The organism is Hyphomicrobium sp. MC8b, assembly GCF_905067615.1.
GTDB lineage: Bacteria > Pseudomonadota > Alphaproteobacteria > Rhizobiales > Hyphomicrobiaceae > Hyphomicrobium_B.
The window spans coordinates 2,776,496-2,790,992 of record NZ_LR898465.1 but is presented as its reverse complement, the minus strand read 5'-3'; the positions used below and the strand labels follow the sequence as shown (position 1 = coordinate 2,790,992).

The following is a 14,497-nucleotide window of genomic DNA, read 5'->3' as shown; positions in this document are numbered from 1 at the left end:
TTCTGCATCGTCCCGGCCGATGTACGGAACCTACTGCGCTGGGATACGTGCCTCAATGCGTTCCTTAAAATGCGCCAGGACATCAGAAATGCCGGTCGACGAAAAAACACCGTTCAAGCCGGTTGATGCTTCTTCCGCGGCCGGCGTCGCCCGCGCGACCATCTCCGCTTCATAACGCTCAACAGCCGACCAGCCGTTTTCCGCTGTCAACGCATCCGCAAGATCGACGGCATCGGCGAGCGCGAGATTGACTCCTTCGCCCGCGAACGGAGACATCAAGTGCGCGGCATCGCCCAGCATTGTGAGCCCAAGTCTGCTTGCCCAATGGTGGCCAACCGGCAGCGCATACAACTGGCGGACGCCGATGATCTGTCCGTCCTCGATCAACTGGGTCAACGTCGGGGCCCAACCGTCGAACGCCTCCCGCACGATTGCGCGCGTCTCGGTGGTCGATCGTTTTGCCAAGTTCTGGGCTTCAGCTTCCGGGATGCGAATACCGGCGTAGCCGCGGATATGCCCGTGACCGTTGCGCTGGGCGATCAGCGCGCGGTTGTTGCCTACCGCAAACATTTTGCCCCTCCCAACAAGGGTATCGACGGACGGGTGGCGGCTCGCATCGAAGCCGAGTTCGATAAAGGTGACGCCCTCGTAAAAAGGCGTGGCGTCGGAGAGCAGGGGACGGACGCGAGACCAAGCGCCATCGGCGCCGACGACGATGTCGAAGTGTTCGCTGATTCCGTCGCTTATCACATCGTAACCGCCATTCTCTGGGGGGCGGACACCCGTGATCCTGCAGCCCCAACGCATCTCCGTTGTGGAAAGGGAGCCGAGCAGGATGCGGCGAAGTTCTGTGCGGTCGATTTCGGGCCGGTCGTCGCCAACACCGTCGTAGTCGAACAGGAGCGTTCCGTGTTCGTCGTACAAACGATCGCCCTGGTCTTCCGGTCGGGCTGCAGCACGAAATTCCGCCTCTAACCCGGCGCAACGCATGGCGCGCTGGCCGGACTCGGCATGAAGGTCGAGAGAGCCGCCTTGCGGACGCTCGCCGGCGTGAGCGTCGCGTTCAAACACTGTCGCAATCACCCCGCGGAGTTCCAGTAGACGGGCGAGCATCAATCCGCCGGGGCCGCCGCCAATAATTGCGATCCGTGAACCGATTGCCATTTCCGCCGCCTCCGATTACATAGGGTCCTATGTTATAAACATAGGACCCTATGTAATGGCAAGCGGTAAGTGGAAGCCCATGGAGACGCCCGGTCATTATTTCAGTCGAATTGCGCGCGGCTTGGCGCGGGTCGGCGACACGCGTCTCCGCGCGCTGGGCTTTGCCTCCGCGCATCTGCCCGTGCTTAGCGCTCTCAAAGACGGCAATCGAATGTCGCAAATCGAACTGGCGCGTTTGGTAAAAGTTGAGCAGCCGAGCATGGCGCAGCTTATCAATCGCATGGAACGCGATGGCCTTGTGCACCGGGAACCGGATCTAACCGATCGCCGCAGCAGCATGATTTCGCTTACCGAAAAAGCTTTGGCGAAGCTGCCTCAGGGGCGCGAGATTCTCCTTCAAGGCAACAAGGAAGCGATGGAGGGGCTAACCGCGCAAGAGGTCGAGACGCTGATGGGCCTGTTGCGTCGAGTGCTGGCAAATGTCGAAGCCATGGACAATTGAGGCGCAGACGTCGCATCGAAAACACAGAAGAAAGAACCGAATTTAACACGAAGGATTATCTTTACCCGAGACCTCCTTGTCCTCGCGTCGCGTTTCAAGAACACTTGCAGGAATGATTCGGGGTCGGTGACCAATGCTCAACGCGCCGCGCATTCCAGAGCTAGCGCAACGCGACCGCTTCGTGCGCCGGGCGGTGGCCGAAGGGCGTGTGCTCACGCTTGCCGATGAGGAAAACGCTTCCGTGCCCTCGCAGAAGGTCGCTGGGCGAACGGTTCAGCTTTTCTGGTCGAGCCCGATCGAGGCAGGGCGCTGGGCTGAGGCGCTGGCCGGAAACCGCGAGTTGCAGGATATCTCTCTAGAAGTATTTGCAACTGATATTCTGCCTGGCATCGCGACCGCCAAGGGTTTCGTCGGCACCGACTGGGTTTCCGATCCGATCGAAGCGGAGATCGACCCGCGCGATCTTCTGATCCGCCTCAAGACCGAGGCGATCCCGCTTTATGCGGCCGCCGCCCGTGAAAAGCGCGAAATTTACCTTGTCGGCAATGCCGAGGGCCCGATGCTGACCCCCGGCATGCAGAAGCCGCGCTCGGCCGACAAGCTGCACGTTTTTTCGCACCGGCCTGACGCCGAAGCTCACATGAAAAAGATCGCGGGCAAGCGCGTCATCGTAGAGCCGATCGCGAATTTCATCGCAACGACGCTGCCCTGGGCCGCCGCCCAAAATCATCCCGTTCTGATTGAGCCAGTTCGCGGCGCCGGCTTTGTCGAGGTCAAGGCGGCTGATTTGTCCGCCCGGCTGGCCGCGCCGGCAGCCGAGCCCGCCGCAAAAAGCGCCTGAGTTTCCGGGCCTTTGCCTAGGCACGGGGCTTGGCTCCGGCATCGCGACAACTCACCGTTTGCGCTGCATCGGAGCCATGCTAGAGAGCCCTTTCGGCACATTCGGCCCGAGCCAGGCAAGGGGTTCCATGAAAGACATTATCGATGAGCTTGAGAAGCGCCGCGACAATGCCCGTCTCGGCGGCGGCCGCGCCCGGATTGACGCGCAGCATGCCAAGGGCAAACTGACCGCCCGCGAGCGCATCGAACTTCTGATGGACGACGGTTCGTTTGAAGAATTCGACATGTACGTCGAGCACCGCTGCACCGACTTCGGCATGGAAAAGACGAAGGTGCCGGGCGACGGCGTCGTCACTGGCTGGGGCACGATCAACGGCCGCGTCGTCTACGTCTTCGCGAAAGACTTCACGGTGATGGGCGGTTCGCTGTCAGAGACACACGCCAAGAAGATCACCAAGATCCAGGATATGGCGCTGAAAAACCGCGCCCCGATCATCGGCGTTTTCGATGCCGGCGGCGCGCGCATCCAGGAAGGCGTCGATGCGCTCGGCGGCTATGGCGAAGTATTTCAGCGCAACGTGCTGGCGTCCGGCGTTATCCCGCAGATTTCCGTCATCATGGGACCGTGCGCGGGCGGCGACGTCTACTCGCCTGCCATGACCGACTTCATCTTCATGGTGAAGGATACGAGCTACATGTTCGTGACTGGCCCCGACGTCGTGAAGACCGTGACGAACGAAACCGTGACCGCGGAAGAGTTGGGCGGTGCCAAGGTCCACACCACGAAGTCCTCAATCGCCGACAAGGCCTACGAGAACGATCTCGAGGCGCTGCTGCAGATGCGTCGCCTGATGGACTTCCTGCCGTCGAGCAACCAGGCGGGCGTGCCGCTCATCCCGACGCACGACAGCCCCGATCGCATCGACCATTCGCTCGACACCCTAATCCCCGACAATCCGAACAAGCCCTACGACATCAAGGAACTGATCCTGAAGGTCGTGGACGAGGCGGACTTCTTCGAAATCCAGGAAGCTTTCGCGAAGAACATCGTGACGGGCTTCGCACGCATGGAAGGCTCGACCGTCGGCATCATCGCCAACCAGCCGATGGTACTGGCGGGCGTGCTCGATAGCGATGCGTCGCGCAAAGCCGCGCGCTTCGTTCGCTTCTGCGATTGTTTCGATATTCCGCTGGTGACGTTCGTTGATGTTCCGGGCTTCCTGCCGGGCACCGCGCAGGAGTACGGCGGCCTCATCAAGCACGGCGCGAAACTGCTCTTCGCTTACGCCGAAGCAACCGTTCCGAAGGTGACCGTCATCACGCGCAAAGCGTACGGCGGCGCCTACGACGTGATGAGTTCCAAGCATATCCGCGGCGACGTCAACTATGCGTGGCCGACAGCCGAAATCGCCGTCATGGGGGCGAAGGGTGCTGCCGAAATTCTTTACCGTTCCGAACTATCGGACCCGGCGAAGATTCAGGCGCGCATCGACGAATACAAGAAGCGGTTCGCCAATCCATTCGTCGCGGCCGAGCGTGGCTACATCGACGAGGTCATCACGCCCTCGGCGACGCGCAAGCGCCTCTGCCGCGCGCTCAACATGCTGCGCAACAAGACGCTCGAAAATCCCTGGAAGAAGCACGACAACATTCCGTTGTGATGGTTCCGCCGCTTCCGGCTGTCTGTGCGCAACATAGTCGGAAGCGGCGAAACAAAAATGCCCGGCGCGCGGAACGCGTGTCGCCGGGCGTTTTCAGAAATTCTGCCAAGAACGATGCATCAAGTAATGTGCTCGGCGGCCGGCGCGCGGAACGCGTGTCGCCGGGCACAAAACTAACTAGAGATTAATCCACACGCCGCCCCGCCAGTAGCCGCGGCCTTCATGCTCGCGCCAACGATAGTGATCGTGGTCGCCCCACTTCCATGAATCGGGGAACACGCGCAAATGCAGGCCCGGTTCGTATTTGTAGTGCCCGCGCACGTGCCAGCAATCGCCCTCCCTGTTGCAGACAATGGCCGCGGAAGCCGTGGTCGCGGTCAGAGCAAGCATGCCCGCGCCAAGCAGTGCAGCGGTTGTGACGAATTTCATGAAACTTACCTCTCGTTTGTCGATAGGACGGTCTTCAAACGGGATCGAGAGGTAATGGTTTCCCGCGCGGACGCAGCTTGTAGATTTGTAAAGAACATGAACCGCAGCTGGAGGGCGGCGTCGCCTTATGCTCGCGCCGTTTTGAATGATATTATCAATGCGCCGAATAAACGCCGTTGGCGGAACGAACGTGCTGAAGAATTTTCCTCAGCACACTGGCCATCAATTCATTGGCGCGTTCGTTGAGCGAGGCTTCCGAGGTTTCAGTGATCGCCCGGCCGCGATTGTGCGCACGCCGATAACCAAGGCGCTCTGGTAGCGAGCCAATGAGCGGCTTATAGCCGGTCGTTTCAAGGTAATGCCGCGCCCAGCGTTCTTCTTTTGCGTCCAGGATCCGGCAAAGGGCAACACACAGCCGATCTTTCGATAGCCCCCTCTGCTCCAGTTCATAGAGCAGCAGCGTTGTTGGATGGAGATCGTCCGAACTCGTGCCCGTCGGCAGGACGATGAGATCCGACGCGCGCGCAATTTCGAACGTCTCGGGCGAGAGATGGCCGGGTGTATCGATAACGATGAGATCGACGTCCGACGTATCCTTGAGCGCATCGGCGACCGATGAAAAAGCCTCCGCGTCGATGGTCCGAAGCGTACGGCTCGTTGCGCGCGTCGTCGACCAGCGCACGGATGTCTGTTGCCCGATATCGAGATCGAGCAGCTTGACCCGCAGATTGCCTTGCGTCGCGACGACCGCAATCGCTCGCGCCAGCGTGCTTTTTCCCACGCCGCCTTTTTGGCCGATGATGGATAGAACGACAGGCATGGCAATCGACGGGCCAATTAAGACGTTCACGACAACTCTTAGGCTAGCTCCGAGTGTTAGGCTGGCCAAGCCATCTTTGCGCCCGGCCGCGTCCCCTGCGTTAATCTTTAACGAACGGGGCAAAAATGTCGAACGACATCGCTGAGGGCGAGCCGTGAACGGCTCTGTTATTCCGGCTCCGCATTGGCGGCGAAACTGGGAGCATGGCCGCGCTGGGGCCGTGCTCTCCGCTTTGCGTCTGCTGGGATGACAGGCGAGGGCGGCCGGCTCGCGGAACCCGTGTCGCCGGGCGCAATCAAAAGCCGGGCCTAAGCAAAAAGGAACTTAAAAACGCCGGCGTGCGTTCGCTTTGCAGACATTTGAGCATGGAGGACCACAATGGGTGGCAGCCTGATTTATTACGCGATCGTCTTCTTGGTCGTCGCGCTTATTGCGGCGTTTCTCGGCTTCGGCGGCGTAGCCGGAACGGCGATGTCTGGCGCGCATCTCTTGCTGATGGTGGCCGTCGTGTTCGTGATCATCGGCCTTGTGGCCGGTGTGTTGCGACGCGGTGTATAGTTTTCTGTCACCGTTGGCAGCCCCCGGCGCTCGGAAGCGTTGGGGGCTGGTTCCAATTCACTTCGGCACCATCAGAGCGTAGCCAGCCGCGTTCTTGAAGTTCTGTCGTTCCGCGGATGAAAACAGCGCACGCGCGACGGTGGCGACAATTGCAAGGAAGGGCATCCGGATTTTGCGACCCAGCCGATCGCCTTCCTCGCCGAAATAACGAATTTCCTTACGGTTCCAACCATGTTGGTCGAAGAAACCAAACCAGTCGGTGGGGCGGAATAAAAACGGCGCGTTCTGCATTTTGCCCGACATCATGCCCTCGCGGAACTTGAGAAGCTGAGGCGAAAGATAATCGACGATCCAGTAGGCCGCATGATCGAGCGCATGGAGATCATCGGCCAGAGCTCCGGCAGCATCCATTGTCAGATATGGAACGACGCCCTCGGTCAGGACCAAGAATTTCCGAGATTTCGCATTGACCTCTGAGAGCACGGACTTGCGTTCCGCATCGTTCGCGAGATCGCATGTCTCGCGTGACAGACCGAAGCGCGGCTTTTCTTGCGCGAGCAAGCTTTTCTTGTAGTCGATCATCGCCGGATAATCGGCTTCGATCCAATTCAGCGTCGGCGGCAGATCCATCCGATAAGGGCGCGTATCTAGGCCCGCCCCGAGGTTCAAAACCGTATCGACGCCGTTGTCGACCGCACCATGAATGAACTCGTCGATGATGCGAGTGCGTACAGCAATGACCCATTCCGTCAGGAAAGGGCGCGGCATGGCTTCAGCGATGGTCCGCCCGCGATCTCCTGCCAGCACTGCCGCGAGGGGATCATGAAAGAGAGCATCCGCGCGCTTGCTTTCGATGCCGCGATAGTGAGCGACCCAGAATGCCGTATCCGAGACGTTCTCGATGATTGCGTTTGTCACGGCGATATACCCTTGAGCCAATTGAGCGCCGAGCGGCATAAGCCGCGATTGCGTCAGCGCGACGACCGCAAGCTAGACATAAATCATCTTCACGCTCATGCCGCCGTCGATGATGATGTTTTGCCCGGTCATGAAGCCCGCATCGTTTGCGAGAAACAGACATGCCTTGGCAATGTCATCCGGTACGCCGACGCGGCCGACAGGATGCTGCGCTTTGTCGGTATCCGAATGATGCGGGATTTTTGCGCGTCCTGAATATTGCCAGTCGCCGGTTTCGATCCAGCCGGGGCTGATCGCGTTGACGCGAATGCCATAGCCGCCGAGGCTGATCGCCATGCCGTGCGTCAATGCGATGATCGCGCCTTTTGATGCCGTGTAGGCTTCGGTGTTAGCCTCCGACATGAAGGCGCGCGTCGAGGCGATATTGATGATTGCACCGCCCCGCTTTGCCTTGACGAGTTCACGCGCGACGGCTTGCGTGCAGAGCACCGCCCCACGGACGTTGACCGCCTGCACATGATCGAAATCCTCGATCCGCAATTCGAGGAATGGCTGATTGGCATTGATCCCGGCGTTGTTAACGAGCACCTCCGGACAGCCGAACGTTTTGATGGTCCGTGCGATCCAGCGGTTCACGTCTTCCTCGCGCGACGTGTCTGCGCGCTCGTATAGCGCGCGCCCGCCGAGCTTGCTGATGTATTCGACGGCTTCTTCGCCTGCGTCCGCGGCCGGATCGGCGATGGAAACAGCATAGCCCGCCGCCGCGAAAGCATACGCGATGCCACGTCCGATGCCTTGTCCGCCTCCCGTAATCGCGGCGATTTTTGCATCCATGTCATGCGGTCCTGATGAGGCTTCGGATTAAAACGTCATAGAACGGCCAACGTGCGAAACGGCGCAGCGTTGCACGCACGCCATGCAAACGCCGCAAGCCCGAACGATAGCAGTTGGAACGAAGTCTATTTATACATTGAAGAATGCGGGGGAGGAGCATGGCGCAGCCAGTCGCGATCGTGTTCGTGCACGGTATTCATACGTTTGCGCCGGGCTATCACGCAGGCATGCAGTCCGCAATCGAGGCCTGCCTGCCCAAGCGCGTTCGCGACGTCGCGACGTTCCGGTCGGTCTTCTGGGCGGAGCGCGTGCGCCAGCGCCAGAAAGAATATCTCGATGAAGTTGCAAAGAGCCGCCTTTTTCCCGTAACGCCGTATCGCAGTTTGGTCGTCCAGGGCCTCGGTGACGCAGCCGCCTATCAGAAGACAAAGAGCTTCCGCAATTCCTGCTACTACGAAATTCAGTCCGACATTCGCGCCGTTCTCGAAACGCTCGACGGCGACGGCCAGCCGAACCGGCCGCTGATTTTCATCGGCCATTCGCTCGGCTGCCATATCGTCTCTTCGTTCATCTGGGACGTAAATACGATCAAGAACTGGGACGATGCGCGCCTCGCACCAGAGGGCGATGATATCCGAGAATTCGCCGCTTACTTGAAGAACGGCTCGCCCTTTCGCCGCCTCGATACGCTGGCAGGCTTGGTGATGATGGGCTCGAACATGCCGCTCTTCACTTTCACGTTTGGGCCGAGCCGCATTCTGCCGATCACGACGTCCCGCGATCCGAACACGCCGCCAGCTTTTCCCGGTAGGGATCTCGATGCCGATATGCGAACGCGCACACGATGGCTCAACTTCTATAGCCGCAACGATCTGCTCGGCTATCCGCTGAAGCCGCTCAATGAAGCTTATGCGAACGAGCCGCTGCTTGACGATATTGAGGTTGCATCGGAAGGCATGCTTCTCCGCGGGCTCGGTTATCTGTCGCAACCGATGGTCGCCTATCATGCTCACACCGGATACTGGAACAACCGCCGTGTGGTTCGCGGCGCCGCCGATTTGATTAGCTCGCTTGCAACCGCTGGCGAGCCCGTACGCAAGCGCAGATTTGCATTCTGGCGACGACCGGAAGAGGACCTCGCGACGGCCTCGTAGGAGCCAAAAATCAACGACGTGTCAACGTGGCGGGCATGCCGTACTTCGGTGGCATCGTGATTTGAGGCATGATGTCGATCACCGCGTCGGGGGCGAGCGTGAACTTGAATTGTTGTCCCACGGTCGCGAGCACAATCGCCGCTTCCATCAATGCGAAGTGCACGCCGATGCAAAGCCGCTGGCCGCCGCCGAACGGATAGTAGGCGAACTTCGGCAGACGCGATGCGAGGCCATCGAGCCATCGCTCGGGAAGAAAGCGCTCGGGCTCAGGAAAATACTTCGGGTCGCGATGGTTGACCCACTGGCTCATCAAAATCGTATAGCCTTTCTTGACGCGATAACCGCCGAGTTCGAGGTCGGTCGTCGCCTCGCGCCCGATGACATAGACGGGGGGATAAAGCCGCATCGCCTCGTTGATGACGGCCGCCGTATACGTCAGCGCCGAAAGGTCGCTCGCACGCGCCGCGCGGCCGCCGAGAACACGCTGCCATTCGGCGACGAGCTTTTGTTCGACGTCGGGATGTTGCGACAGCAGATACCAGCTCCACGTCAAGGTGAGTGCCGTCGTTTCATGGCCCGCGAGATAGAGCGTCATCGCTTCGTCGCGCAGCTGTTGCGCCGTCATTTGCGTGCCGTCTTCGCGCTGTGCTGCAATCATCGTGGACAGCAGATCGTTGCCGGGAGGCGCCGCCTGCTTCTGCGCAATGAAACCGTCAATCACAGCGTTGACGTCTGCGATCGCCCGCTTGAGGCGCAAATTGGCCGGCGTCGGAAAAACGAGCGGCACTTGAAACAACGAGTCGAGACGATGCGTCAGAAGCTCGAACGTCAGCCGCAGACTTTCATCAACGCGCACGCGATCGCCGTGATCGTCGAGGCCGAATAGCGTCTTCAGTGCGATGGCGCTCGTCAGTGCGCTGAACTCGAATGCGATGTCAACAGATGTTCCCGGCACCCACTTCGCGAGCATCGCTTCTGTCAATTCCGCCATGACCGGCGCATAGGACAGCACCTGTGTTTTGAGGAAAGCGGGTTGCAACAGGCGGCGTTGCGTCAGCCAGAAATCGCCCTCGCTTGTAACGAGGCCGTTGCCGAGGACTGGCTTGAACGTCCGCGCGCCGAAATGCTTGATGTAGGAACGTGCGTCCGTCACCAGCACCTGCTGTATGAGTTCGGGGTCGCTAACAAGGAAAAGTCGCCATCGTCCGGCGCGGAAGCTGGCAATCGGACCATACGTCTGCGCCAGCATTAGAAAGAAATCGACGCGTCGCGTCCCGATCTGCGAGAGGTTGCCGCCGATCAAGGTACCTTTCGGACCAGGCGGCAGACCCTTATGTAACGTGGCCGTGTGCGACGTTGCGAACGAGGTGCTCATGTCCGGCTCCGAAATTCGATAACGCATTCGAAATTTCGAAATAGGAACGGATACCGTTCGGTTCCAGCCTATGCTGACGATGCTATCGTTTTGCGACCTTCAGTGTAAGCTTGAAAAGGCGCGGGAGACATGCGCGAAGGTGGGGAACTCAGGCGACGCCTGCATCTTTCGCCGCTAGGCTGCCGACGGCCGACCAGTCTAAATCATCGCCGCCATTGGCAAGCAGGGTTAGAAAGCGGTCGCGCAGCAGGCTGGCGATGGGCAACGGTACGCGCAGTTCCTCGCCGGCGGCCAGCGCCAGCCGAACATCTTTCAGCCCGAGGGGCGCTGCAAACCCAGCAGGCTTGAATTTTTCGTCCGCAATTAGATTGCCGTAAGTCTTGTAGATCGGCGCGCCGAACAGCGTCGAGGTGAGGATGTCGAGAAAGTGGTGTTTGTCGATGCCGGCCTTGCTCGTGAGCGCCATCGTTTCGCCGAGCGATTCAATGACGGTCGCAATAAGAAAATTACAGCTGAGCTTGACGACGTTGGCGGCGTCGGCCTGCTCCGAGACGACGAATGTTCGTTGTCCGATAACATCAAACAAAGGCGTTACGGCTTTCACAGCGTCAGCCGCGCCCGCCGCAACGATAAAGAGCTTCGCGGCCGCTGCCGCATCAGGACGGCCGAGCACGGGCGCTGCGACGTAACGCTGCCCGGTATTCGCATGCGCCTCCACCAGCCGCTTCGAAAGGGCCGTGCTGATGGTGCTGAGCGAGATATGAACGGCCTTGGGGTTCATGCTCGCGAGAATGCCGCCGTCGTCGAAAACAACGCTCGCAACGGCGGTGTCGTCCGCCAGCATCGTGAAGACGGCATCACCCGTCGCTGCTTCGCCCGGCGTGCTTGCGACCTTGGCGCCCTGCGACGCAAGCGCTTCGGCTTTCGCCCGGGTGCGATTGTAGACAGTGACGTCGTATCCTGCCTTGAGCAGGTTCGCGGCGATGGCCGAGCCCATATGACCGAGCCCGATGAATCCGACTTTCATACTTCCTCACATATCTCGTCGACCGAGTAAAAATTGCGGCACGCTGCCATCTCAGCTTGACCGGGCCTGCGCGAATTGTGGCCGCTTTTCCGGCGGTGCCATGAACTCAGGAGAAACCGGATCGCTGATGCAGGCTTCCAAAATCGAATTTATTTCACGCTTGCTGCCGTCGTCGATATGCCAGCCATCGACTTCGGCCACCGGATCGAGCTGACCGGGATGGCGCGCGCCCCACAGCGCAATCGTGGGCCCCTGGTCAAGGACCCAGCGGACAGCAAGCGCGAGCACGGATTTGCCGAAGCGGTTCTGCGCCAGAGCTTGCAGCTTTTCGATTGCAGCAAGGTATTGTGCGAAGCGCGGGGCCTGGAACTTCGGATCGGCTTTACGCAGATCATCGCCGCTAAACGTCGTCGCGGCGGTCATGCGCCCGCTGAGCAGCCCTCGGCATAAGGCGCCATAGCTGAGCACCGTAAGACCGACTTTCTTGGCATAGGGAAGAACGTCGGCCTCGATCTCGCGCTCGAACAGATTGTAGGGCGGCTGCACCGCATCGAGCGCCGCAGCACGGCGAAACTGCTCCATTTGCGCCGGCGAATAATTGCTGACTCCGATCGCGCGGATTTTTCCGGCCCGCCGCAAATCTTCCAGCGTGCGCGCCGTCTCTTCGAATGGTGTGTCGAGATCGGGCCAGTGGACTTGATAAAGGTCGATGACGTCCGTTCGTAGTCGGCGCAGCGAGTCCTCGATTTCCTGACGAATGCGTGACGGCGAAGAATCCCGATAGACCTTGCCGTCCTTCCACGCCAGCCCGACTTTCGTTGCGATCTGTACTTTGTCGCGCAGTCCGCCTTCTGCGAGCGCTTTGCCGACGATCTCTTCAGACTGGCCGAAACCATAGACCGGCGCTGTGTCGATCAGCGTAATGCCGCGCTCGACGGCCGATTGGATTGTCGCGATGGACTCGCGTTCTTCGCTGCCGCCCCACATCCATCCGCCGATGGCCCAGGTTCCAAGACCCACCCGAGACGTCGTGACGCCGGACTTGCCGATAGCGATCTGTTCCATGACATGCTCCTCATTTCGCCGGCTACACTGAGCTTAAACATGGCGACGCGACGAAGAAGCTTCCAATACAAACTTTCGATGACATTAAGCGCTCGTTGAGATGGCAGGCAGCCTGTCGGAACGTCACAAGAGCGCGCGAAGGCGCGGGGCACCCCGTTAGGCCAGGGCGCCGCGCATCTCGACTTGATATCTAAGATCCGTGATGGTTTTGCGGAGCTCGTCGTTCTCGATGCGGGCGTAGGCGTCGGCCGCGTGTCGCCCGAGGTTCTGCAGTATCCGTCGTTCGTTGGCGTCGATCGCCGTGCCGGACTCGTGCGGGCCATAGAACGTGATGGCATAACAATGCACCCGGCTCGTCGCCGGAATCGCCAGGATCGGCATATCGAGATCGACAGGAAATGACGCGTCCTTTGCCACCGCCTCGTTGATGACGCACGGCTCGCCCTTCAGCAGCGCGCCGAGATCGCCATCGTTGAGACGAAGATCCGAGATATCGCCGGTCCAGCCTGTGCCGTTTTCGTAGCGGCGAAAACCGCTTTCGGTCCGGCGGAACGTCACCGCTGATGACAGCCTGAGAATATTGCTGGCGCGGCTGGATAAAATTCGGTCGATCTCGTCTCCGGTTTTGGCCTCCAATATGGCTTCGTCGAGAATCTCCCCGGCCCGATCGAGCGAGCGATTGAAAAAATCGTCGGCGAGTTCCACAGCCCATTCGTGCAGACGTCCGATGACAAACAGAATGATCGCGCCGACGAGAAGCCACGTCCAGCTCGGAAGCTCGACAAGCTCATGCAGATGCTCGGCCTGCTCGTGCAAGAGGAGAGCCGGCAAACTCGTAATGAGCGCAAGCACGGTCACGCGCCTGAGCGGTATCGCAACATTGACGACGCGTTGCCGCCGCACGGCTTCGACCACGAACAGGCAAAGCACGCCGTTGGTAAGATATAGCAGCCCGGCGACATCTTCCGGCAGAAACAGCCCGTCCCAGTCGGTCAGCAGCGTCGTGTATTCGTTGAGATCGGCGATGACAAACGCCGGAAGTCCGATCAGGCATCCCCACATCACCCACCGCAGGCGCTGGTTGTCCTTGGGCGACAGCGTCTGCCGCCGCATCAGCAGGATCGCAACGGCCGCCGCACTGACGAGGATGCCGAACAAGATTGTGACGCGGCTGAGCAATTCAGTATGGAAGCCAAACGAGCTGCCGTAGGACGCCATGAGCGCCACGGCAATAACGGCGCCGAGCCAAGGCATCAGGCGTTCCGCGCGCGCCCATTGCGGCTGCAGCGTATCGGTCGGCGCCCGCATCACGAAGATCAGCAGTCCGACGTATCCTGCGGCTTGTGCAATACAACCCAAGGCGTTCTGCGCCATCAGCACGATCGGCCAGCGCTGCAAGTGGGCATAGAATTCGTAGGCTTGGCCGGGATTGAACCAGATGGCGTACAGGAAAAAGCCCCAGCTCATAGGACCGGGCTTCGTCCACACCAGCCACCCGGCGCCGAGGATGACCGCGATGCCGGCGATTTGCTCGAGCATCAGCACGAAGCGCACGAGCCAGTTTGAGGGCCGGGGCAGCGCCGTCAAGTGCACTTGACGCGCCGGTTCCGCTCCATTGGGCAGCAGCTCGAACGTCGCCTGTCCGCCGGGAAGGACATATTCATTGCCGCCGACCGCCGAGATCGTCGCGGCACAGACATCGCGGTCATAGGGAATGCACCGCATTTTCGAAAAATCGAGCCGGTCGCCCTCGCGCACACCGGCTTTCCAGGCGGGCGAGTCCTCTAAGGCATTGAACGGACCGGCAACGTCATAGATCAGCCCGTCACTGTCGGCATAAAAACCGAACGATCCGAGAGGGCGAACCACGCGCGCGAAATCCGGCAGGATCATCGCGAGCGCCCAGATCAGCAGTCCGAGAAACAGAAGCCGCTGGCGTATCATCGTCGATTGCTTTCGCCTCAGGACTGTCATGCAAATCTGGTGACGGCCAACTTATCCCCGCAGTCCATGCCAGTGGTAGAATGCCGATGCATGAGGCCGCAAGGAGGCGCATTTGCGCAGTTTGAAGTTAATGATTTCCTTAATGAAATCCTGTTCCCGGGTTGCCCGCTATGGCACGCGGCGGCGTCGCGCTGGATTTTTATTAT

14 protein-coding genes are annotated in these 14,497 nt (G+C 60.0%); 5 read left to right on the top strand and 9 right to left on the bottom strand.

Features of this window, described 5'->3' with window-relative positions; all coding sequences use genetic code 11:
* Nucleotides 1-30 precede the first annotated feature (30 nt).
* The gene (locus tag ACLB1Z_RS13610) at nucleotides 31-1,164 is read right to left on the bottom strand and encodes an FAD-dependent oxidoreductase (protein WP_409560348.1); all 1,134 of its coding nucleotides are present in this window, start codon (nucleotides 1,162-1,164) and stop codon (nucleotides 31-33) included.
* A 55-nt stretch (nucleotides 1,165-1,219) separates the two neighbouring features.
* On the opposite strand from ACLB1Z_RS13610, the gene ACLB1Z_RS13605 reads away from it, so the two are divergent.
* The 3 genes from ACLB1Z_RS13605 to ACLB1Z_RS13595 all read left to right on the top strand — a co-directional run bounded on the left by ACLB1Z_RS13605 (nucleotide 1,220) and on the right by ACLB1Z_RS13595 (nucleotide 4,167).
* Nucleotides 1,220-1,666, top strand: coding sequence for a MarR family winged helix-turn-helix transcriptional regulator (locus ACLB1Z_RS13605; RefSeq protein WP_409560347.1), 447 nt, complete (start codon nucleotides 1,220-1,222; stop codon nucleotides 1,664-1,666).
* 133 nt (nucleotides 1,667-1,799) lie between these two features.
* Entirely contained in the window at nucleotides 1,800-2,507 is a 708-nt protein-coding gene (locus ACLB1Z_RS13600; RefSeq protein WP_409560346.1) for a DUF2750 domain-containing protein, read from the top strand.
* A 127-nt stretch (nucleotides 2,508-2,634) separates the two neighbouring features.
* On the top strand, nucleotides 2,635-4,167 hold the full coding sequence (locus ACLB1Z_RS13595; protein WP_013948150.1) for an acyl-CoA carboxylase subunit beta: 1,533 nt from the start codon (nucleotides 2,635-2,637) through the stop codon (nucleotides 4,165-4,167).
* Between the two features lie 177 nt (nucleotides 4,168-4,344).
* Here the strand turns inward: ACLB1Z_RS13595 and ACLB1Z_RS13590 are convergent, their stop codons facing one another.
* Both ACLB1Z_RS13590 and ACLB1Z_RS13585 read right to left on the bottom strand, forming a co-directional pair.
* Nucleotides 4,345-4,596: a hypothetical protein gene (locus ACLB1Z_RS13590; protein ID WP_013948149.1), complete on the bottom strand. Its 252-nt coding sequence runs from the start codon at nucleotides 4,594-4,596 to the stop codon at nucleotides 4,345-4,347.
* A 154-nt stretch (nucleotides 4,597-4,750) separates the two neighbouring features.
* Nucleotides 4,751-5,446 (bottom strand): ParA family protein, encoded by a 696-nt coding sequence (locus tag ACLB1Z_RS13585; RefSeq protein WP_409560345.1) that lies wholly within the window; start codon nucleotides 5,444-5,446, stop codon nucleotides 4,751-4,753.
* 348 nt (nucleotides 5,447-5,794) lie between these two features.
* Between ACLB1Z_RS13585 and ACLB1Z_RS13580 the strand changes: the two genes are divergently transcribed.
* The gene (locus ACLB1Z_RS13580; RefSeq protein ID WP_013948146.1) at nucleotides 5,795-5,974 is read left to right on the top strand and encodes a DUF1328 domain-containing protein; all 180 of its coding nucleotides are present in this window, start codon (nucleotides 5,795-5,797) and stop codon (nucleotides 5,972-5,974) included.
* Between the two features lie 57 nt (nucleotides 5,975-6,031).
* Here ACLB1Z_RS13580 and ACLB1Z_RS13575 read toward each other — a convergent pair whose 3' ends face one another.
* The gene (locus ACLB1Z_RS13575) at nucleotides 6,032-6,892 is read right to left on the bottom strand and encodes a class I SAM-dependent methyltransferase (RefSeq protein WP_409560344.1); all 861 of its coding nucleotides are present in this window, start codon (nucleotides 6,890-6,892) and stop codon (nucleotides 6,032-6,034) included.
* 72 nt (nucleotides 6,893-6,964) lie between these two features.
* On the bottom strand, nucleotides 6,965-7,726 hold the full coding sequence (locus ACLB1Z_RS13570) for a glucose 1-dehydrogenase (RefSeq protein WP_409560343.1): 762 nt from the start codon (nucleotides 7,724-7,726) through the stop codon (nucleotides 6,965-6,967).
* A gap of 158 nt (nucleotides 7,727-7,884) precedes the next feature.
* On the opposite strand from ACLB1Z_RS13570, the gene ACLB1Z_RS13565 reads away from it, so the two are divergent.
* Nucleotides 7,885-8,880 carry a hypothetical protein gene (locus ACLB1Z_RS13565; RefSeq protein ID WP_409560342.1) on the top strand — a complete coding sequence of 332 codons (996 nt, stop codon included), beginning with the start codon at nucleotides 7,885-7,887 and terminating at the stop codon, nucleotides 8,878-8,880.
* 10 nt (nucleotides 8,881-8,890) lie between these two features.
* Here the strand turns inward: ACLB1Z_RS13565 and ACLB1Z_RS13560 are convergent, their stop codons facing one another.
* The 4 genes from ACLB1Z_RS13560 to ACLB1Z_RS13545 form a co-directional block, all read right to left on the bottom strand.
* Entirely contained in the window at nucleotides 8,891-10,255 is a 1,365-nt protein-coding gene (locus ACLB1Z_RS13560; RefSeq protein ID WP_409560341.1) for a cytochrome P450, read from the bottom strand.
* 148 nt (nucleotides 10,256-10,403) lie between these two features.
* A complete protein-coding gene (locus ACLB1Z_RS13555; RefSeq protein WP_409560340.1) occupies nucleotides 10,404-11,282 on the bottom strand; it encodes an NAD(P)-dependent oxidoreductase in 879 nt (292 codons plus the stop codon).
* Between the two features lie 51 nt (nucleotides 11,283-11,333).
* The gene (locus tag ACLB1Z_RS13550) at nucleotides 11,334-12,347 is read right to left on the bottom strand and encodes an aldo/keto reductase (protein ID WP_409560339.1); all 1,014 of its coding nucleotides are present in this window, start codon (nucleotides 12,345-12,347) and stop codon (nucleotides 11,334-11,336) included.
* A gap of 156 nt (nucleotides 12,348-12,503) precedes the next feature.
* Complete coding sequence (locus ACLB1Z_RS13545) at nucleotides 12,504-14,291, bottom strand: hypothetical protein (RefSeq protein ID WP_409560338.1); 1,788 nt, start codon at nucleotides 14,289-14,291, stop codon at nucleotides 12,504-12,506.
* Nucleotides 14,292-14,497: the final 206 nt, after the last annotated feature.

Bases quoted from the DNA above. Each gene is read 5' to 3' on its own strand.
- ACLB1Z_RS13610 (WP_409560348.1), bottom strand. From the start codon at position 1,164: ATGGCAATCGGTTCACGGATCGCAATTATTGGCGGCGGCCCCGGCGGA.
- ACLB1Z_RS13605 (WP_409560347.1), top strand. From the start codon at position 1,220: ATGGCAAGCGGTAAGTGGAAGCCCATGGAGACGCCCGGTCATTATTTC.
- ACLB1Z_RS13600 (WP_409560346.1), top strand. From the start codon at position 1,800: ATGCTCAACGCGCCGCGCATTCCAGAGCTAGCGCAACGCGACCGCTTC.
- ACLB1Z_RS13595 (WP_013948150.1), top strand. From the start codon at position 2,635: ATGAAAGACATTATCGATGAGCTTGAGAAGCGCCGCGACAATGCCCGT.
- ACLB1Z_RS13590 (WP_013948149.1), bottom strand. From the start codon at position 4,596: ATGAAATTCGTCACAACCGCTGCACTGCTTGGCGCGGGCATGCTTGCT.
- ACLB1Z_RS13580 (WP_013948146.1), top strand. From the start codon at position 5,795: ATGGGTGGCAGCCTGATTTATTACGCGATCGTCTTCTTGGTCGTCGCG.
- ACLB1Z_RS13570 (WP_409560343.1), bottom strand. From the start codon at position 7,726: ATGGATGCAAAAATCGCCGCGATTACGGGAGGCGGACAAGGCATCGGA.
- ACLB1Z_RS13565 (WP_409560342.1), top strand. From the start codon at position 7,885: ATGGCGCAGCCAGTCGCGATCGTGTTCGTGCACGGTATTCATACGTTT.
- ACLB1Z_RS13560 (WP_409560341.1), bottom strand. From the start codon at position 10,255: ATGAGCACCTCGTTCGCAACGTCGCACACGGCCACGTTACATAAGGGT.
- ACLB1Z_RS13555 (WP_409560340.1), bottom strand. From the start codon at position 11,282: ATGAAAGTCGGATTCATCGGGCTCGGTCATATGGGCTCGGCCATCGCC.
- ACLB1Z_RS13550 (WP_409560339.1), bottom strand. From the start codon at position 12,347: ATGGAACAGATCGCTATCGGCAAGTCCGGCGTCACGACGTCTCGGGTG.
- ACLB1Z_RS13545 (WP_409560338.1), bottom strand. From the start codon at position 14,291: ATGATACGCCAGCGGCTTCTGTTTCTCGGACTGCTGATCTGGGCGCTC.